Source organism: Pseudomonas sp. DG56-2, from assembly GCF_004803755.1.
GTDB lineage: Bacteria > Pseudomonadota > Gammaproteobacteria > Pseudomonadales > Pseudomonadaceae > Aquipseudomonas > Aquipseudomonas auratipiscis.
In genome coordinates this window covers 100,363-117,500 of sequence record NZ_CP032311.1, presented here as the reverse complement: position 1 = coordinate 117,500, position 17,138 = coordinate 100,363, and the positions used below count along the sequence as shown (strand labels likewise).

General features: G+C 57.6%; 16 protein-coding genes. 13 read left to right on the top strand and 3 right to left on the bottom strand.

Annotated features, from left to right (window positions below):
• Positions 1–25: 25 nt before the first annotated feature.
• Both D3Z90_RS00560 and D3Z90_RS00555 read right to left on the bottom strand, forming a co-directional pair.
• A complete protein-coding gene (locus D3Z90_RS00560) occupies positions 26–1,246 on the bottom strand; it encodes a CaiB/BaiF CoA-transferase family protein (protein ID WP_136473929.1) in 1,221 nt (406 codons plus the stop codon).
• A gap of 14 nt (positions 1,247–1,260) precedes the next feature.
• Positions 1,261–2,442 carry an acyl-CoA dehydrogenase gene (locus tag D3Z90_RS00555; protein ID WP_136473928.1) on the bottom strand — a complete coding sequence of 394 codons (1,182 nt, stop codon included), beginning with the start codon at positions 2,440–2,442 and terminating at the stop codon, positions 1,261–1,263.
• Between the two features lie 160 nt (positions 2,443–2,602).
• On the opposite strand from D3Z90_RS00555, the gene D3Z90_RS00550 reads away from it, so the two are divergent.
• The 10 genes from D3Z90_RS00550 to D3Z90_RS00505 all read left to right on the top strand — a co-directional run bounded on the left by D3Z90_RS00550 (position 2,603) and on the right by D3Z90_RS00505 (position 12,362).
• Positions 2,603–3,529 carry a LysR family transcriptional regulator gene (locus D3Z90_RS00550; RefSeq protein WP_136473927.1) on the top strand — a complete coding sequence of 309 codons (927 nt, stop codon included), beginning with the start codon at positions 2,603–2,605 and terminating at the stop codon, positions 3,527–3,529.
• Between the two features lie 406 nt (positions 3,530–3,935).
• A complete protein-coding gene (locus D3Z90_RS00545; RefSeq protein WP_136473926.1) occupies positions 3,936–5,057 on the top strand; it encodes a Re/Si-specific NAD(P)(+) transhydrogenase subunit alpha in 1,122 nt (373 codons plus the stop codon).
• Positions 5,058–5,068: 11 nt separating this feature from the next.
• Positions 5,069–5,386 carry an NAD(P) transhydrogenase subunit alpha gene (locus D3Z90_RS00540; RefSeq protein WP_107024308.1) on the top strand — a complete coding sequence of 106 codons (318 nt, stop codon included), beginning with the start codon at positions 5,069–5,071 and terminating at the stop codon, positions 5,384–5,386.
• A 2-nt stretch (positions 5,387–5,388) separates the two neighbouring features.
• Positions 5,389–6,825, top strand: a complete 1,437-nt coding sequence (locus D3Z90_RS00535) for an NAD(P)(+) transhydrogenase (Re/Si-specific) subunit beta (RefSeq protein WP_136473925.1) — start codon at positions 5,389–5,391, stop codon at positions 6,823–6,825.
• 177 nt (positions 6,826–7,002) lie between these two features.
• Positions 7,003–8,496 carry an acetyl-CoA hydrolase/transferase family protein gene (locus D3Z90_RS00530; protein WP_136473924.1) on the top strand — a complete coding sequence of 498 codons (1,494 nt, stop codon included), beginning with the start codon at positions 7,003–7,005 and terminating at the stop codon, positions 8,494–8,496.
• A gap of 318 nt (positions 8,497–8,814) precedes the next feature.
• Complete coding sequence (locus tag D3Z90_RS00525; protein WP_136473923.1) at positions 8,815–9,030, top strand: DUF1127 domain-containing protein; 216 nt, start codon at positions 8,815–8,817, stop codon at positions 9,028–9,030.
• Between the two features lie 296 nt (positions 9,031–9,326).
• Positions 9,327–9,644, top strand: coding sequence for a DUF2388 domain-containing protein (locus D3Z90_RS00520; protein WP_136473922.1), 318 nt, complete (start codon positions 9,327–9,329; stop codon positions 9,642–9,644).
• A gap of 121 nt (positions 9,645–9,765) precedes the next feature.
• Positions 9,766–10,059, top strand: coding sequence for a DUF2388 domain-containing protein (locus D3Z90_RS00515; protein ID WP_136473921.1), 294 nt, complete (start codon positions 9,766–9,768; stop codon positions 10,057–10,059).
• Between the two features lie 27 nt (positions 10,060–10,086).
• Entirely contained in the window at positions 10,087–10,407 is a 321-nt protein-coding gene (locus D3Z90_RS00510) for a DUF2388 domain-containing protein (protein ID WP_136473920.1), read from the top strand.
• Positions 10,404–12,362, top strand: a complete 1,959-nt coding sequence (locus D3Z90_RS00505) for a DUF4105 domain-containing protein (RefSeq protein WP_136473919.1) — start codon at positions 10,404–10,406, stop codon at positions 12,360–12,362. The genes D3Z90_RS00510 and D3Z90_RS00505 overlap by 4 nt, the downstream gene beginning before the upstream one ends.
• A gap of 10 nt (positions 12,363–12,372) precedes the next feature.
• On the opposite strand, the gene D3Z90_RS00500 is transcribed toward D3Z90_RS00505, so the two are convergent.
• A complete protein-coding gene (locus D3Z90_RS00500; RefSeq protein ID WP_136473918.1) occupies positions 12,373–12,774 on the bottom strand; it encodes a GFA family protein in 402 nt (133 codons plus the stop codon).
• Positions 12,775–13,075: 301 nt separating this feature from the next.
• Between D3Z90_RS00500 and D3Z90_RS00495 the strand changes: the two genes are divergently transcribed.
• From D3Z90_RS00495 to D3Z90_RS00485, 3 genes are all read left to right on the top strand, one after another.
• Positions 13,076–14,383 carry a CitMHS family transporter gene (locus D3Z90_RS00495; protein WP_136473917.1) on the top strand — a complete coding sequence of 436 codons (1,308 nt, stop codon included), beginning with the start codon at positions 13,076–13,078 and terminating at the stop codon, positions 14,381–14,383.
• Between the two features lie 71 nt (positions 14,384–14,454).
• Entirely contained in the window at positions 14,455–15,228 is a 774-nt protein-coding gene (locus D3Z90_RS00490) for a TerC family protein (protein WP_136473916.1), read from the top strand.
• A 219-nt stretch (positions 15,229–15,447) separates the two neighbouring features.
• Positions 15,448–17,106, top strand: a complete 1,659-nt coding sequence (locus D3Z90_RS00485; protein WP_136473915.1) for a Na/Pi cotransporter family protein — start codon at positions 15,448–15,450, stop codon at positions 17,104–17,106.
• Positions 17,107–17,138 lie beyond the last annotated feature (32 nt).

Below are 17,138 nucleotides of genomic sequence, written 5' to 3'. Positions count from 1 at the left end.
CGCGCGCCCTTGCAGCTTGCCCGCTTCAGACCACTCCAGCAGTACGCAAGCGCTCTATGTCCGACGATGTCATCCCCAGAACATCACCCAATACCTGCTCTGTATGCTCGCCTAGAAGCGGCGGGGCATTGCGGTACTCCACTGGCGTCTCAGAAAGCCGAATAGGGCTCGCAACCTGCGGCACATGCCCAGCCAATGGGTGAGGCATCTCAATTGCCAACGCTCGCGCCTTGACCTGCGGATCGGCAAACATCTGCGCCAGATCATTAATCGGCCCACAAGGCACACTGGCCTTCTCGAGCTGCGACACCCATTCGGCGGTGGTCTTGAACACTGTTGCCTGGCGAATCAATGGGATCAACACTGCCCGATTCGCCACTCGCTGCTTATTAGTAGCGAAGCGTGGGTCATCCGCCCATTGCGGCTGACCAGCCACCTCAGCGAACTTGCGAAATTGCCCGTCATTGCCAACGGTAAGGATGAAGTCGCCATCAGACGTGGGGAACGCCTGGTATGGGACGATATTAGGGTGCGCATTACCAAGGCGACTAGGCGGTGTGCCTGTAGTCAGATAATTCATGGCCTGGTTGGCCAAGCAGGCCACCTGGACATCGAGCAATGCCATATCGATATGCTGGCCCCCACCATCATGATCACGATGGGCGAGGGCGGCCAGAACTGCCACAGTAGAATAAAGCCCGGTGAGGATGTCGGTCAGCGCAACGCCTACCTTTACCGGCCCCGCACCCTCTTCACCTTCCGGAAGGCCGGTGAGGCTCATCAATCCGCCAAGCCCCTGGATCATGAAGTCGTACCCAGCGCGCTTGGCATACGGACCCGTCTGGCCAAAACCGGTAATCGAGCAATAGATCAACTGCGGGTTGATTACCCTCAGGCTTTCATAGTCGAGCCCATAAGCGGCCAGACCACCTACCTTGAAGTTCTCGATGACCACATCCGATTTTGCCGCAAGCTCACGCACCAAGCGCTGACCTTCCGGCTGGGTGAAGTCGATGGTCACCGAGCGCTTGTTACGGTTGGCCGACAAGTAATAGGCCGCCTCGGTAGTGTTCTCACCGTAGGCGTCCTTAAGGAAGGGTGGCCCCCAGGCACGCGTGTCATCGCCGGTTCCCGGGCGCTCGACCTTGATAACTTCGGCCCCAAGGTCGGCGAGAATCTGCCCGGACCACGGCCCGGCCAGCACTCGCGACAAATCCAGTACCCGCAGATGAGATAGCGCGCCCATGGGCTGGCTCCTTATTAATAGAAGGACTGAATGCCGGTTTGGGCGCGACCCAGGATCAACGCGTGAACGTCATGGGTACCCTCATAGGTGTTGACCACTTCGAGGTTGACCAGATGACGGGCCACACCGAACTCGTCGGAGATGCCGTTCCCACCGAGCATGTCACGCGCCATGCGGGCAATTTCCAGGGACTTGCCGCAGGAGTTGCGCTTCATGATCGAAGTGATTTCGACTGCCGCAGTACCTTCATCTTTCATACGCCCGAGGCGCAAGCAGCCTTGCAGTGCCAAGGTGATCTCTGTCTGCATGTCCGCCAGCTTCTTCTGGATCAACTGGTTGGCAGCCAGGGGGCGGCCGAACTGCTTACGATCCAGGGTGTATTGGCGAGCGGTGTGCCAGCAGGCTTCAGCCGCACCCAACGCCCCCCAGGAAATGCCATAGCGAGCAGAGTTGAGGCAGGTGAAAGGACCTTTCAAGCCGCGCACATCAGGGAAGATGTTCTCTTCGGGTACGAACACATTGTCCATGACGATTTCGCCGGTGATCGACGCACGCAGACCCACCTTGCCGTGAATCGCTGGAGCGCTGAGGCCTTGCCAGCCTTTCTCCAGAACAAAGCCACGGATGTCGCCGGCGTCGTCCTTGGCCCACACCACGAACACATCAGCGATAGGGCTATTGGTAATCCACATTTTGCTGCCAGACAGGCGATAGCCACCGTCGACCTTTTTTGCCCGGGTAATCATTGAACCCGGATCGGAACCATGATCAGGCTCGGTCAGACCGAAACAGCCGATCCACTCACCACTGGCCAGCTTCGGCAGGTACTTCTGCTTCGTCGCTTCGGTACCGAACTCATTAATAGGCACCATCACCAGAGAAGACTGCACACTCATCATCGAACGATAGCCAGAGTCGATCCGCTCGACCTCACGGGCGATCAAACCGTAGCAGACATAGTTCAGGCCACTGCCACCGTATTGCTCAGGAATGGTCGCGCCAAGCAGACCGACCTCACCCATTTCACGGAAAATCGCAGGATCAGTCTGCTCATGCCGAAAAGCTTCCAGCACGCGCGGGGCCAGCTTGTCCTGGGCGAACTGATAAGCGCTGTCACGCACCATGCGCTCTTCTTCAGTGAGCTGTTGGTCTAGCAACAGCGGGTCGATCCAGTTGAAGCTTGCTTTACCGGCCATGAGCGAATCCTCGAAATAGGGGACCAGAGTTGTTGTGGATTGATCCTAGGCCTGTTCGGGGCATGAGACAAACGAGGAATACGCATCGTCTTGTGATAATTTCTCACTCCGTAAAGGTAGAAAACCCCACCCTTACGCCTTATTAGTGAGATTGACGTACATGCGACGAAAGATCCCCAGTACAACGGCCTTGGTCTGCTTCGAGGCAGCCGCCCGCCACGAGAGCTTTACCAAGGCCTCCCAAGAGTTATCTCTTACCCAGGGCGCCGTTTGTCGGCAAATCGCCGGACTCGAAGAATTTCTCAACGTTGAACTGTTCCGTCGTTCGCGGCGCGGGGTGAAGCTCACAGAAGCTGGCCTCTCTTATAGCCGCAGGGTGGCCGCACAACTCGATGCCGTGGAGCGCGACACCTTGTCAGTAATGGGCCAACAGGGCGCGAACGTCATCGAGCTTGCCGTGGTTCCGACCTTTGGTACCCAATGGTTGCTGCCAAGGCTCAAGGACTTCCAGCGGCACCATCCAGAAGTCACCGTCAATCTGACAAACCGCACCCGGCCGTTCCTGTTCGCCGATACCCCCTTTGACGCAGCCATCTATTTCGGTGATGCCGATTGGTCGGGCACTCACTCTCATCGACTGATGAGCGAAAGCCCGGTACCGGTTTGCAGCCCGGGCTTGCTAGCTGGCGCCACACAACTGGATGCCGAGCAAATTGCTCGATTACCACTACTGCAGCAGACCACGCGCCCATACGCCTGGCGCCAATGGTTCAACAGCCTGGACCTGAACGTTAGCCGCGACATGACAGGGCCACGCTATGAGCTATTCTCGATGTTGGCTCAAGCGGCCATGCATGAGATGGGAATAGCCTTGATCCCGCCCTTTCTGATTCAGCGAGAACTGGCAGAAGGGCGCCTGGTGGTAGCCAATCGACACGGCTTGTCCAGCATCAAGGCGTATTACCTGATGATCCCCGAACGGAAGGTCGAATCCGCCTCGTTGCGCGCTTTCCGCGATTGGCTGGTAGCCGAATCTCAGCGCTACGCCGCAGAGCATAAGGCTAGCAGCAACAACCTGACCCCGTAGTCAGCAAAATCACAACCCTACAGATGTACGTAAATGTCGCAATTATCAAAACTGTACTAATCGTCGCGACATAGACCTTAACCCTAGTATCTATGCGGCATTCGCAGCATAAATCGCGTTTTGACCGAAGCAATCGGCAAATTCGGCGGAATTTTTTTAAAAATTACCGTAATCTCCCTGAAGCCCGTATTTGACGGGCTCCAGGCCTGTTCTTGCGACATTCAGTCACAGGGTGACTTGTAGTTTGAATACCGTCACCCTTCAAAACTGGTTGAAGCGACTCAGGAATCACCTGCAAAATGCCGCGCCCCGCCTGGATTCGGCGGGATCGTGCTGATCGGCCGCCCCAGACGCACCATCCGCAGTGCGCTGGTTTACCAACAAAAGATCACGCAGGAGATTTGACGTGCACATTGGTGTTCCTCTCGAAACGCAGACGGGCGAAACACGGGTTGCTGCAACCCCGGAAACCATCAAGAAACTGATTGGTCAGGGGCATCAGGTTACCGTCCAGAGTGGCGCCGGCATCAATGCCAGCGTTCCGGACAGTGCCTATGAAGCAGTAGGCGCTGCCATTGGCAGCGCAGCCGATGCGTTTGGCGCACAGCTTGTTTTGAAAGTTGTGGCTCCCGACGATAGCGAACTGGCCCAAATCAAGAGCGGCACCATCCTGGTGGGCATGCTCAATCCGTTCAACAACGACATGATCGCCAAGATGGCCGAGCGCGGTATTACCGCATTCGCGCTGGAAGCGGCTCCTCGCACATCGCGGGCACAAAGCCTTGACGTGCTGTCTTCGCAAGCCAACATTGCCGGTTACAAGGCTGTGTTGCTGGCTGCCCATCACTATCCACGCTTCATGCCGATGCTGATGACCGCTGCCGGTACCGTTAAGGCCGCTCGCGTGCTGATTCTCGGAGCAGGTGTTGCCGGGCTGCAGGCCATTGCCACGGCCAAGCGTCTGGGTGCAGTGATTGAAGCCTCGGACGTGCGTCCTGCGGTGAAAGAGCAGATCGAGTCGCTGGGTGCCAAGTTCATCGACGTGCCTTACGAGACCGACGAAGAACGTGAATGTGCTGTCGGTGTAGGTGGCTACGCCCGCCCAATGCCGGCAAGCTGGATGCAACGTCAGGCCCAGGCCGTGCATGAGCGCGCCAAACAGGCCGATATTGTTATCACCACCGCCCTTATTCCAGGACGCAAGGCGCCGACACTGCTCAGCGCCGAGACGGTTGCACAAATGAAACCAGGCTCGGTGGTCATCGACCTGGCAGCGGCTCAAGGCGGCAACTGCCCATTGACTGTCGCTGACCAGGTGGTGGTGGAGCAGGGCGTAACCATCGTCGGCCCGACCAACCTGCCCGCGCAGGTGGGTGCCGATGCTTCGGCCCTCTATGCTCGTAACCTGCTGGACTTCATGAAGCTGCTGTTCGACAAGGACAGTCAGTTGGTGATCAACCTCGAAGACGATATCGTCGCCGCGTGCCTGATGTGCCGCGACGGCCAGATCATCCGCAAGAACGGATAAGGAGCCAGACAATGGAAGACATGCTGATCTCTCACGGCGTCTATAACCTGATCATTTTCGTTCTGGCGATCTATGTCGGTTATCACGTGGTATGGAACGTTACGCCTGCACTGCACACCCCCTTGATGGCGGTTACCAACGCCATCTCCGCCATCGTCATTGTCGGCGCCATGCTGGCCGCCGCCCTGACCGTTACGCCGCTGGGCAAAATCATGGGCACCCTGGCGGTGGCCCTGGCAGCGGTCAACGTATTCGGTGGTTTCCTGGTCACCCGGCGCATGCTGGAGATGTTCAAGAAGAAAGCCGCAAAGGCTGAGGGGAAGCAGTAAACATGAGCATGAACCTGGTAACACTTCTCTACCTTGTCGCCTCGATCTGCTTCATCCAGGCGCTCAAGGGCCTTTCGCATCCGACCACATCGCGACGCGGCAACTTTTTCGGCATGCTTGGCATGGCCTTGGCAGTCATCACCACTGTTGGGCTGATCTACAAACTGGGCGCTGAACTGGCCACTGCCGGTATTGGCTATGTGATTGTCGGCCTGCTGATTGGCGGTACTGCTGGCTCCATCATGGCCAAGCGCGTTGAAATGACCAAGATGCCTGAACTGGTCGCCTTCATGCACAGCATGATTGGTCTGGCTGCGGTGTTCATCGCCATCGCTGCCGTGATCGAGCCACAGTCGCTGGGCATCGTCTCCAGCATCAGCGACCCGATTCCTACCGGTAACCGCCTGGAGCTGTTCCTTGGTGCAGCGATCGGTGCAATCACCTTCTCCGGTTCGGTCATCGCCTTCGGCAAGCTCTCTGGTAAGTACAAGTTCCGCTTGTTCCAAGGCGCGCCTGTACAGTTCAGCGGCCAGCACCAATTAAACCTGGTGCTGGGCTTGGCAACTATCGGCCTGGGCCTGGTCTTTACCTTTACCGGCAGCTACAGCGCTTTTGCCCTGATGCTGATCCTGGCATTCATCATGGGTGTCCTGATCATCATCCCGATCGGTGGCGCCGATATGCCAGTGGTGGTATCGATGCTCAACAGCTACTCGGGCTGGGCGGCAGCTGGTATCGGCTTCTCGCTGAACAACTCGATGCTGATCATTGCAGGCTCGCTGGTAGGCTCGTCGGGTGCCATTCTCTCGTACATCATGTGTAAGGCGATGAACCGTTCGTTCTTCAACGTGATCCTCGGTGGTTTCGGCGGCGCCACAGACAGCGCCGGCCCGGCTGGCTCGCAAGAGTCTCGTCCGGTCAAATCCGGGTCAGCCGATGACGCGACCTTCCTGCTGAGCAACGCCGACACCGTGATCATCGTTCCGGGCTATGGCCTGGCAGTAGCCCGTGCCCAGCACGCGCTCAAGGAGCTCACCGAGAAACTTACCCACAACGGCGTAACAGTTAAGTATGCGATTCACCCGGTAGCTGGACGTATGCCTGGCCATATGAACGTACTGCTGGCGGAAGCCGAAGTGCCCTACGACCAGGTGTTCGAGATGGAGGACATCAACTCCGAGTTCGGCCAGGCCGACGTGGTACTGGTACTGGGCGCCAACGACGTGGTCAACCCGGCAGCCAAGAACGATCCAAAGTCGCCGATCGCCGGGATGCCGATCCTCGAAGCCTTCAAGGCCAAGACCATCATCGTCAACAAGCGCTCCATGGCCAGTGGCTATGCCGGCCTAGATAACGAACTGTTCTACCTGGACAAAACCATGATGGTTTTCGGTGACGCGAAGAAGGTCATCGAAGACATGGTCAAAGCTGTCGATTAAGCTTTTTTCAGGCTGTGACAATTAGCCCCAGCGCGGTATCGGCTGGGGCTTTCTAATGCCCGGCCCACCGACAGAAGGCTTCAATTGGTAGCCCAGCATTCGACCATGGTCGCGGGACGCCGGGACACTAAATCTCTAGACTGCGCATCTAGCTTTAGTAGCCTGAGATAACAATCCATGTACCGTGATCGTATCCGCTTGTCCTCCCTGCACAGCAAGGTTATGAGTGCGGCTGATGCCGCTGGCCTGATCGAGGACGGCATGACCGTCGGCATGAGCGGTTTTACCCGCGCCGGCGAAGCCAAGGCCGTGCCGCATGCACTGGCTGAGCGCGCCAAGCAATCTCCGCTGCAAATCAGCCTGATGACAGGCGCCAGCCTGGGCAACGACCTGGACAAAGAACTGACCGAAGCCGGTGTTCTTGCCCGTCGTATGCCTTTCCAGGTCGACAGCACACTGCGCAAGGCCATCAACGACGGCAAGGTCATGTTCATCGACCAGCACTTGTCCGAGACCGTGGAACAGCTGCGCAACCAGCAGCTGAAGCTGCCAGACATCGCGGTCATCGAAGCCGTTGCAATCACGGAGCAAGGCCACATTGTTCCGACCACGTCGGTGGGCAACTCCGCCAGCTTCGCCATTTTCGCCAAGCAGGTGATCGTCGAGATCAACATGGCCCATAACGCCAACCTGGAAGGCCTGCACGATATCTATATCCCGACTTACCGCCCGACCCGCACACCGATTCCGCTGGTCAAAGTCGATGATCGGATTGGTAGCACCGCCATACCGATCGACCCTGCAAAGATCGTCGGTATCGTCATCACCGAGCAACCAGACTCGCCGTCGACTGTGCTGCCGGCAGATGCAGAAACCCAGGGCATCGCCGACCACCTGATCACCTTCCTCAAGCAGGAAGTTGAAGCAGGGCGCATGACCAACAAGCTGGGTCCATTGCAAGCGGGCATCGGCACCATTGCCAATGCGGTAATGTGCGGTTTGATCGACTCGCCTTTCGAAGACCTGACCATGTACTCCGAAGTACTCCAGGATTCGACTTTCGATCTGATCGATGCAGGCAAGCTCAGCTTTGCCTCGGGTAGCTCCATTACCCTGTCGAGCCGTCGCAATGCCGACGTTTTCGGTAATCTGGAGCGCTACAAGGACAAGCTGGTGCTGCGTCCTCAGGAAATTTCCAACCATCCAGAAGTGGTCCGTCGTCTCGGGATCATCGGCATCAACACTGCCCTGGAGTTTGACCTGTACGGTAACGTCAACTCCACTCACGTCTGCGGTACGCGGATGATGAACGGCATCGGTGGCTCGGGCGACTTCGCACGAAACGCGCACTTGGCAATCTTCGTTACCAAGTCCATTGCCAAAGGTGGTGCGATTTCCAGCGTTGTGCCCATGGTCAGCCACGTGGATCACACCGAGCATGACGTCGACATCCTCGTCACTGAACAAGGTTTGGCCGACTTGCGCGGTTTGGCGCCTCGCGAGCGAGCGCGAGTGATCATCGACAACTGTGTGCACCCGGACTATCGCGAAGCCTTGAATGACTACTTCGCTCGGGCCTGCGAGCGCGGCGGTCATACCCCGCACATCCTGCGCGAAGCCCTGTCCTGGCACGAAAACCTGGAAGAAACCGGGCGTATGCTCGCCAGCTGAAGCTGACTGATCACGGTCGGTGATGCGCAATGCTCACCGGCTGTACAGTTGTAACCCATTAATATTCAAAAACTGTACTACTGTACCGGTACTTTCACCTCGAAAATCCCTCCCAACTGTCTTCACGGTGCGAAAAACGCACTACTTTAGTGCCGACCAGTACAGTTGCGTCTGTTTAGAGTGCAACAGTGCTATAAAACAGTTAACTGGACCATCACAATGAAATCGAACTGTATCTACTGTTATGGACGACAGAGGAGGATCATGGGCACCAGTTAAATCACTACCTAATGCCGCCACAAGCGGAAGGATGACATCATGGAACGTACCCTCAGTTCCGATCTGGTTTTCGAACGTAACAACGAACAATCCAAAGCTGCGCTGCCACTGCGCCTGTTGGCCAACCTGATGCTTTGGCAACGCCGCATCGCCAGCCGCCACCAGTTGGCTCGCCTGGACTCGCGCCTGCTGGCCGACGCTGGTATCAGCGAAGCACAACGCTACGAAGAGCTGAGCAAGCCGTTCTGGCGTTGATGCAGGGCTCGCCGGCCCACAGTCGGCGCCCTCGAATTCTAAAACCCGTCGCAGGTTACTGCCGACGGGTTTTTTCATTCTAAAGCCGCAGAATAGAGCCTTTTACATCAGAACAAGTACAGTTTACTTTTTTTAGAAAACGACAGGTACAGTTGATAAACTTCCTGTTTACCCTGTCCAACTCGCAGTTGCTCATCGCGTGATACGCTTACAGCACCCAGTCTGGGAAATAAGTAGCCCTTCCGACTGAGCGTGCGTCTGACACAACGAACCCGTCTTAAACCAGGAGATTGACCATGTTCCGTACAAGCTTGTTTGGCGCCGCGCTGGTACTTGCTCTGGCTTCCACAGCCAACGCCACCAGCTTCGTTGTCACCACCGATGCCGTCGTTGGTGCTGTTGCAGCCTCCACTGACGCCACTTCCGACGTATCGTCTTCGTTTCGAGACGACAAAATCGTTCGCGCTGCCCGTGACGATGCCGCCAGCTTCGTAGCCAGCCATGGCGAAATCCGCGGCGTTAAGCTGGAAAGTGCATTTGCCCACATTCGCCAGCAGGCCCCAACCCTGCAAGCAAGCGATGCACAATTGGCCCAGGCTATCCTGGCGCTGTGAAATCGCCTGCCCCCGGCTCAGTCATGTAACAACATGCAACGAAGCCGGGGCCCCTGCGCTGGCCCTGACCAGCGCATTGGGATAGCCTTTGCCGCTTGATCCGCCAAGCCCAACGAGACTCATGCGTTATCTGTCATTTCTGTTGTTTGTGCTCTGCTGGACGAGTACAGCCCACGCGCTGGACCTCACTACCAATAATCTTGTCGTCAGCGGTTATGTCACCAGCAAGGTGACCTCGGCGCCCTTCGATCGCAAATTGCTAGTGGACGCGCAAGATGATGCCGCCGCATTTGTTGCCAGCGAAGGCCAGATACACGGCGCTCGACTGCAGGCGGCTTTTGAGCGGCTACGCCTTGCAGACCTTGAACTTCCTGCCGACGACCTTGAACTGGCGCAGGCAATTCTCGTCCAATAAGTAACCCTATTTTTTCGGAGATGCTCCATGCGTAACCCGCTGATTGCCGCCACCCTTGGCCTTATGTTGCTGGCCGATGTGGCCCAGGCACAAACCCTGGTGGCCACCAGCAATATCATCGTTCGTGCATTCGGCCGCTCGATCGACTTCACCTCTGATACAACCACCTCGATCCGTGACTCCAAGGTCGTGCGTGAAGCCCGAGATGACGCCGCCAGTTATGTCGCGAGCAACGGCGAGATCCGCGGCGCCCAACTGGAAGCCGCCTTTGACACCCTGCGCCAACGCGTACCTGATGCACGCCAGGCGAGCGACCAGGATCTGGCTGAAGCCATTCTCGCTCTGTGAAAACCCTGCGCGCCTGGTTGCTCGGTAGCCTGCTAGCGCTACTCACTAGCCCTGTTCTGGCTGATCTACAGCTGCACCTGCAGCCTGAGGGCCTGGAGCCTGCGCAGCAGCGAGCCAGCCAGGCGTTGCTGGATGAAGCGTTGCAAGCCTTGCCGCCCAGTTTCAAGGCACGCCTGGATCGTCGCATCCAGGTCAGTTGGAGTGCGAAAATGCCTGAGGATGCCTATGGCCAGGCATCACTGGTTTCCACGCTTGAGCTCAATAGCCGACTTCTGCCGAGCCTCACTGACGGCAGCGCAGCTACCAGCAAAACCGGGCGCGCACATGGCACTGTGCACCAGGAACTGCTCGCTACGGTGCTCCACGAGCTGACGCACATTTATGACCGTGCGCGCCTGTGGCAGGGCCGTGAGCGACATCTCATCATTCAATGCACGCGGCACGTGAGCAGCCAGGGCAAAGTCGGCCTGCCCGAGGAATGTCGCGGCCAGGCCGAGCGACGCTTCACGCTCAGCGACGACCCACGCCTACTCGACCTGGCCGGCTGGCCGCAATATGTTGGCCGGCGAGGGGAGAGGGAGCAACACAACCGCCAGGTCGCACGCAGCCCTGACGACTATGAATTGAGCAGCCCGAAGGAGTTCATCGCGGTCAACATGGAGTACTTCCTTCTTGACCCGAGTTTCGCCTGTCGACGCCCAGCGCTGCACACCTATCTCAAAACACATTTCGACTGGGCGCCGGAGCATCCGGCGTGCGCACAGGCGCTGCCATTTCTCAATGCCGGAAATGATTTTGCCAAAGCGCCTCTGGGCGAGATTGATCCAGAGCGCGTGTACGCCGTGGATTACCTGCTGGCTGAAGCCAATCAGAACTGGGTCAGTCGCTGGGGACACAGCATGCTACGCCTGGTCATCTGTGCTCCGGGACGCCCGCGTGGCCCTGATTGCCGGCTGGATCTTGACCAGCACTTAGTGCTGTCGTACCGCGCCTTCGTCAATGATGTGCAATTGTCCAGCTGGGATGGCCTGACAGGTGCTTACCCTTCGCGCCTGTTCGTATTGCCCCTGGCTCAGGTCATTGATGAATACACCAAAACCGAGCTGCGCAGCCTGGCCTCAATTCCTCTGAAGTTCGACCGCAATGAGCTGGAAAGCCTGGTTCGCCAAGCGGCGGAGATGCACTGGAGTTATGATGGCAACTACTACTTCCTGTCCAACAACTGCGCGGTGGAAACCCTGAAGTTGCTGCGTAGCGGCACCGCCAACCCGCGCCTTTCAGACCTGGACAGCATCGTGCCCAATGGTTTGCTGGAAGTTTTGCAAGGACGCGGGCTGGCCGATGTCAGCGTCCTCGATGATCCACGCGAGGCTTTGCGCCTAGGATATCGCTTCGACTCCTACCGCGACCGTTATCAGGCCATGTTCCTGGTATTGAAGCAGCACTTGCCCATCCCCCAGGACAGCGTCGAAGGCTGGCTGGAACAATCAGCCGAACAACGCAGGCAATGGTTCGCCAAGGCTGACCTGCGCACCAGCGCAGCACTGCTCCTGCTGGAACAGGCAAGCCTGCGCAAGCAGTTGCTGCTGGCTCAGGATGAAGTCAAGCAACGTTACCTGACCGGGCGCGCCGAGAACGATGCCAGCGTCAGCAAGGCCAATGGCACGCTGCAACAGATTCTCGCCAACAGTGGATTTCTCAGCCGGCCCGCGGAGCTCTTGGGAAGTAGTGGCTACGGATTACCGCAAGCAAGTGAACGCAAGCAACTGATCAGCGAGTCCAGCCAACGGCAAAAGCAGTTGCAATCACTCAGTGCCGAACTGGACAAAGAAGTACGTGCGCTTCTTGGCCCAGCCCGGGCCGCAGAAATTGCCGCAGTCGAAGCGAACATCAAGCAGGTTGGAGAGCACCTGCGTGCTCTGCACAAAGCCGCCGGAGGGTTGCAGCTACCGTGAGGGCTCCAAACTAAAGAGTTTCCTCTGGCTCGCCGGGTAAATGCTCATCCAACTGCAGCCAGGGTAGGCGACTGCTGGTCCAGATATGCCGACTGGGCCGGGCCACTTCAGGCTGGTCCAGCGTGGCTATTGTGATGTCGATAGTTTCCGGGCTCAGATCCGTGCTCAGCGCCACATGAGCACCGCACCGACTGCAGAAATACCGCACGCAGCTAGGTGATGAGTCATAGCACTGCGGGGTCCCGCTCAACCACTGGAAATCAGCGCAGGGCAAGGTTGCCCAGGTTACCAGCAGCCCACCGCTCACCCGTCGACACACCGAACAATGGCAGTGTGCAACGTCGATTAATGGCCCCCGAACCTGGTAGCGCAGGGCCCCGCAATGACAGCCACCTTCATGCATGTCGCGCATCGCAACTCCCTCTCCCTTCAATCTATTGCCAACAATGCACCTCTCGTCGTCTTTGAGCCAGCGAAAGCTGGCTGAAAGCTTGCCGACTTAGGATTGCCTCCACCACCGGCACAGACCGGTCAGCCAGGGTATCTGACGTCCAGTACAGCGCCCGGCCCAATTAACAACAACAATGGTGATTCTGATGTCTGCTTACAACCGCCACCCCGCCGTATTTCCCCCGCTACTCCACGCACTGCGCCTCGCGCGCTGACCCGCCCGACCCGTTCCCTATTCGACGCGATACGCCTGGAGTACTCCCATGCTGACCTTCCTCGGCTTTGCCATGGTCATCACCTTCATGTACCTGATCATGACCAAGCGCCTGTCGGCCTTGATTGCCCTCATTCTGGTACCGATCCTGTTCGCCTTGTTCGGCGGTTTCTCGGGCGATATCGGCCCAATGATGCTGCAAGGTATTACCAAGCTTGCCCCTACCGGGGTGATGCTGATGTTCGCCATTCTATATTTCGGACTGATGATCGATTCCGGGTTATTTGACCCGGCAGTGCGTAAGATCCTCAAAATGGTCAAAGGTGACCCGCTGAAGGTCTCGGTAGGCACCGCGGTGCTGGCACTGGTTGTGTCGCTGGATGGCGATGGCGCCACCACCTACATGATCTGCGTGGCCGCCATGCTGCCGCTGTACAGCCGCCTGGGCATGAGTCCTCGAATTATGGCTGGTTTGATCATCCTCGCCGGAGGGGTGATGAACATGACCCCCTGGGGGGGGCCGACCGCCCGCGCCGCCAGCGCCCTGCATGTCGACCCGTCGGATATTTTCGTGCCGATGATTCCGGCCATGCTCTTCGGCGTGGTCGCCATCCTGGCGATTGCTTATATGTACGGTAAACGTGAGCGTGCACGCCTCGGTGAACTGCACCTTCCAGGCGATGAAATCGATCACAGTGAGATCAGTGTTTCGCAGTTCCCGGACGCCCGTCGACCCAAAATGATCTGGTTCAATGGCGCACTGACCGCGGCATTGATGGTGACGCTGGTAGCGGGTCTTTTGCCGCTTCCCGTGTTGTTCATGGTGGCCTTCAGTATCGCCATGATCGCCAACTACCCTTGCCTGCAGATGCAGAAGGATCGGGTCGCTGCACACTCCGGCAGTGTGCTGGCTGTGGTCGGGTTGATCTTCGCCGCGGGTATCTTCACCGGCATTCTCTCCGGTACCGGCATGGTCGAAGCCATGTCCAAGAGCTTGCTGGCAGTAATTCCAGACGCGCTGGGCCCCTACCTAGCGGTAATTACAGCAATTGTCAGTATGCCGTTCACGTTCTTCATGTCCAACGACGCCTTCTATTACGGCGTGCTGCCAGTACTGGCAGAAGCAGCCAGCCACTACGGCATCTCGCCTGTGGAAATGGCTCGCGCGTCGATCGTCGGCCAACCGGTACACCTGCTCAGTCCGCTGGTACCCTCTACTTATCTGTTGGTGGCTCTGGCCGGGATCGAGTTCGGCGATCATCAGCGCTTCACCCTGAAGTGGGCAGTGCTGGTTTGCCTGTGCATAATGCTCGCCGCGCTGCTTCTGGGAACATTCCCACTGTTCAGCAGCCTATAAACCGTAGACTTATCCAACCGTAGTGGCGCCTTTGCCCAGGCGCCCTGCATCAATCGCTCGAAGGAATACACATGGAATGGCTGACCAGCCCAGAAATCTGGGTTGCCTTTTTTACCTTGACGGCTCTTGAGATCGTTCTCGGCATCGACAACATCATCATGATCTCGATCCTGGTCAGCCGTATGCCCAAGCATATGCAGCAGCGCACCCGGATTTTCGGTCTGGCCCTGGCAATGGTCACGCGTATCCTTCTGCTGCTGTCGATTACCTGGGTAATGCGCCTCACCGCCGACCTGTTCGTGGTGATGGGCCACGGTATTTCCGGTCGCGACCTGATTCTGTTCTTTGGTGGCCTGTTCCTGCTGTGGAAAAGCTCTCAGGAGATCTACCACGGCCTCGAAGGCGAAGATGAGACCCACGACGAACCTACCGGCAAAGGCGGCAAGTTCCTTTACACAATTATCCAGATCGCGATCATCGACATCGTCTTCTCCCTGGACTCGGTGATCACTGCTGTGGGCATGGTCTCGCACGTTCCGGTGATGATCGCCGCAATTGTCGTAGCGGTGTTGGTAATGATGCTGTGCGCCGGCGCTATCAGTAACTTCATCGACAAGCACCCTTCCTTGAAAATGCTCGCCCTGTCGTTCCTGATTGTGGTCGGTACGGTGCTGATCGCCGAAGCCTTCGAAGTGCATGTACCGAAAGGTTACGTATACTTCGCCATGGCTTTCTCTCTGGCAGTCGAAGCCGTCAACATCAAGATGCGTTCGGCCATGGCTCGGAAGAAAAACCAGGAGCAAGGCGACCCGGTGAAACTTCGCAAGGATATTCCAGGTCAGTAAACCTGGGGTGTTTTGATCAAAGGGCCTGCGGGCCCTTTTTTCATTTGTTTTCATGACGCTTTTGTTTCAAAGCCTGTGCAGGCTATGCGATGCTGGCGTCAGACCGTCGGACCGACTAAAGCTTAAGTGAGCACTGGTAAAAACCGCCTGCGATCAGGCCGGGCTCACGGCTCTATCCATTTTGCCCCACTGGGGCACGCTCAACAGGGGGCCTGTTAAATGCTGACCCTGCTCAATCTGCTTTCCGCTGTAGCGCTGTTGATCTGGGGCACGCACATTGTGCGGACTGGAATCCTGCGGGTGTACGGCTCCAACCTGCGACGCGTTCTGAGCCAGAACATGTCCAAGCGGCCGCTGGCGTTCGTTGCCGGCATTCTGGTTACCGCCATGGTCCAGAGCAGTAATGCCACGGCGATGCTAGTAACCTCCTTTGTGGGGCAAGGATTGATGACCTTGACCCCGGCGCTGGCGATCATGCTCGGCGCCGATGTCGGTACAGCGCTGATGGCGCGAGTGCTGACCTTTGACTTGTCATGGCTGTCACCGCTACTGATTTTCCTCGGGGTGATCTTTTTTCTGTCCCGCAAGCAAACCCGTGCCGGACAACTAGGTCGCGTCGGTATTGGCCTGGGCCTGATCATCCTCGCCCTGCAACTGATCGTCGAGGCTGCCGCGCCCATTACCCAGGCTCAGGGCGTAAAGGTACTGTTCGCTTCACTGACCGGTGACATTCTTCTCGACGCTTTGGTCGGTGCCCTGTTTGCACTTGTTTCTTACTCAAGTCTGGCCGCTGTGCTCCTCACCGCGACCCTGGCTGGCGCTGAACTGATCAGCCTTCCGGTTGCCATCGGCCTGGTGATTGGCGCCAACATCGGCAGTGGTTTGTTGGCATTCCTCAGTACCAGCATGCAGAACGCAGCCGGACGGCAAGTGGCCTTGGGCAGTTTGTTGTACAAGTTGATCGGCCTGATTCTGATCATCCCGGTACTTGATCCACTGGTGCACTGGATGGATACGCTGAACTTCAGCGCCCAAGAGCTAGTGATTGGCTTCCATCTCCTTTACAACAGCCTGCGTTGCCTGATCATGCTGCCAACGGTCACCCCCATGGGACGACTCTGCAGTTGGTTATTGCCCGAGCGGGCAGAGACCAATGGTCGGGCCAAGCCGCGCCATCTCGATCCCGCTGCACTGGGAACCCCCAGCCTGGCCCTGGCCAACGCTGTGCGTGAAACCCTGCGCGTGGGTGATTTGATCGATAACATGCTTGATGCCATGCAGGGCGTACTGCTGGGTACTCACACAGCAATGACTCAACAAGTGCGCGGCTTGGCCGAAGACGTCGAAGCCCTCAACAATGCGATCAAACTGTACCTGGCGCAGATGCCCCGAGAGGACCTCAGCGATCAGGACAGCAAGCGCTGGGCAGAAATCATCGAACTGGCAATCAACCTCAAGCTGGCCAGCGACCTGATCGAACGAATGCTGCGCAAGGTACAGCAGCAGAAAACTTCCCAGCGCCGGGAATTCTCCGACGTCGGCCTGGAAGAGTTGACCGGGCTGCATAGCCAATTACTGGCCAACCTGCGCTTGGGGCTGTCGGTATTTCTCAGCGCCGACCCGGAGAGTGCTCGGCAACTGTTGCGGGAGAAACGCCGCTTCAGAGCACAAGAGCGACGCCTGGCCCACGCCCATGTAAGCCGACTGCAACGTAAAGTGCTGCAAAGTATCGAAACCAGCGCCTTGCACCTGGAACTGATTGCCGATATGAAACGATTGAACTCCTTGTTCTGCAGCAGTGCCTATGTGGTATTGGGTGGATCCGATACCGGCGGTCTACTGCTAGACAGCGTGCCTGATGATGCCCACTCACCTTGACCCTCACCTAGAACGCCCGCAAGGAAGCTCAC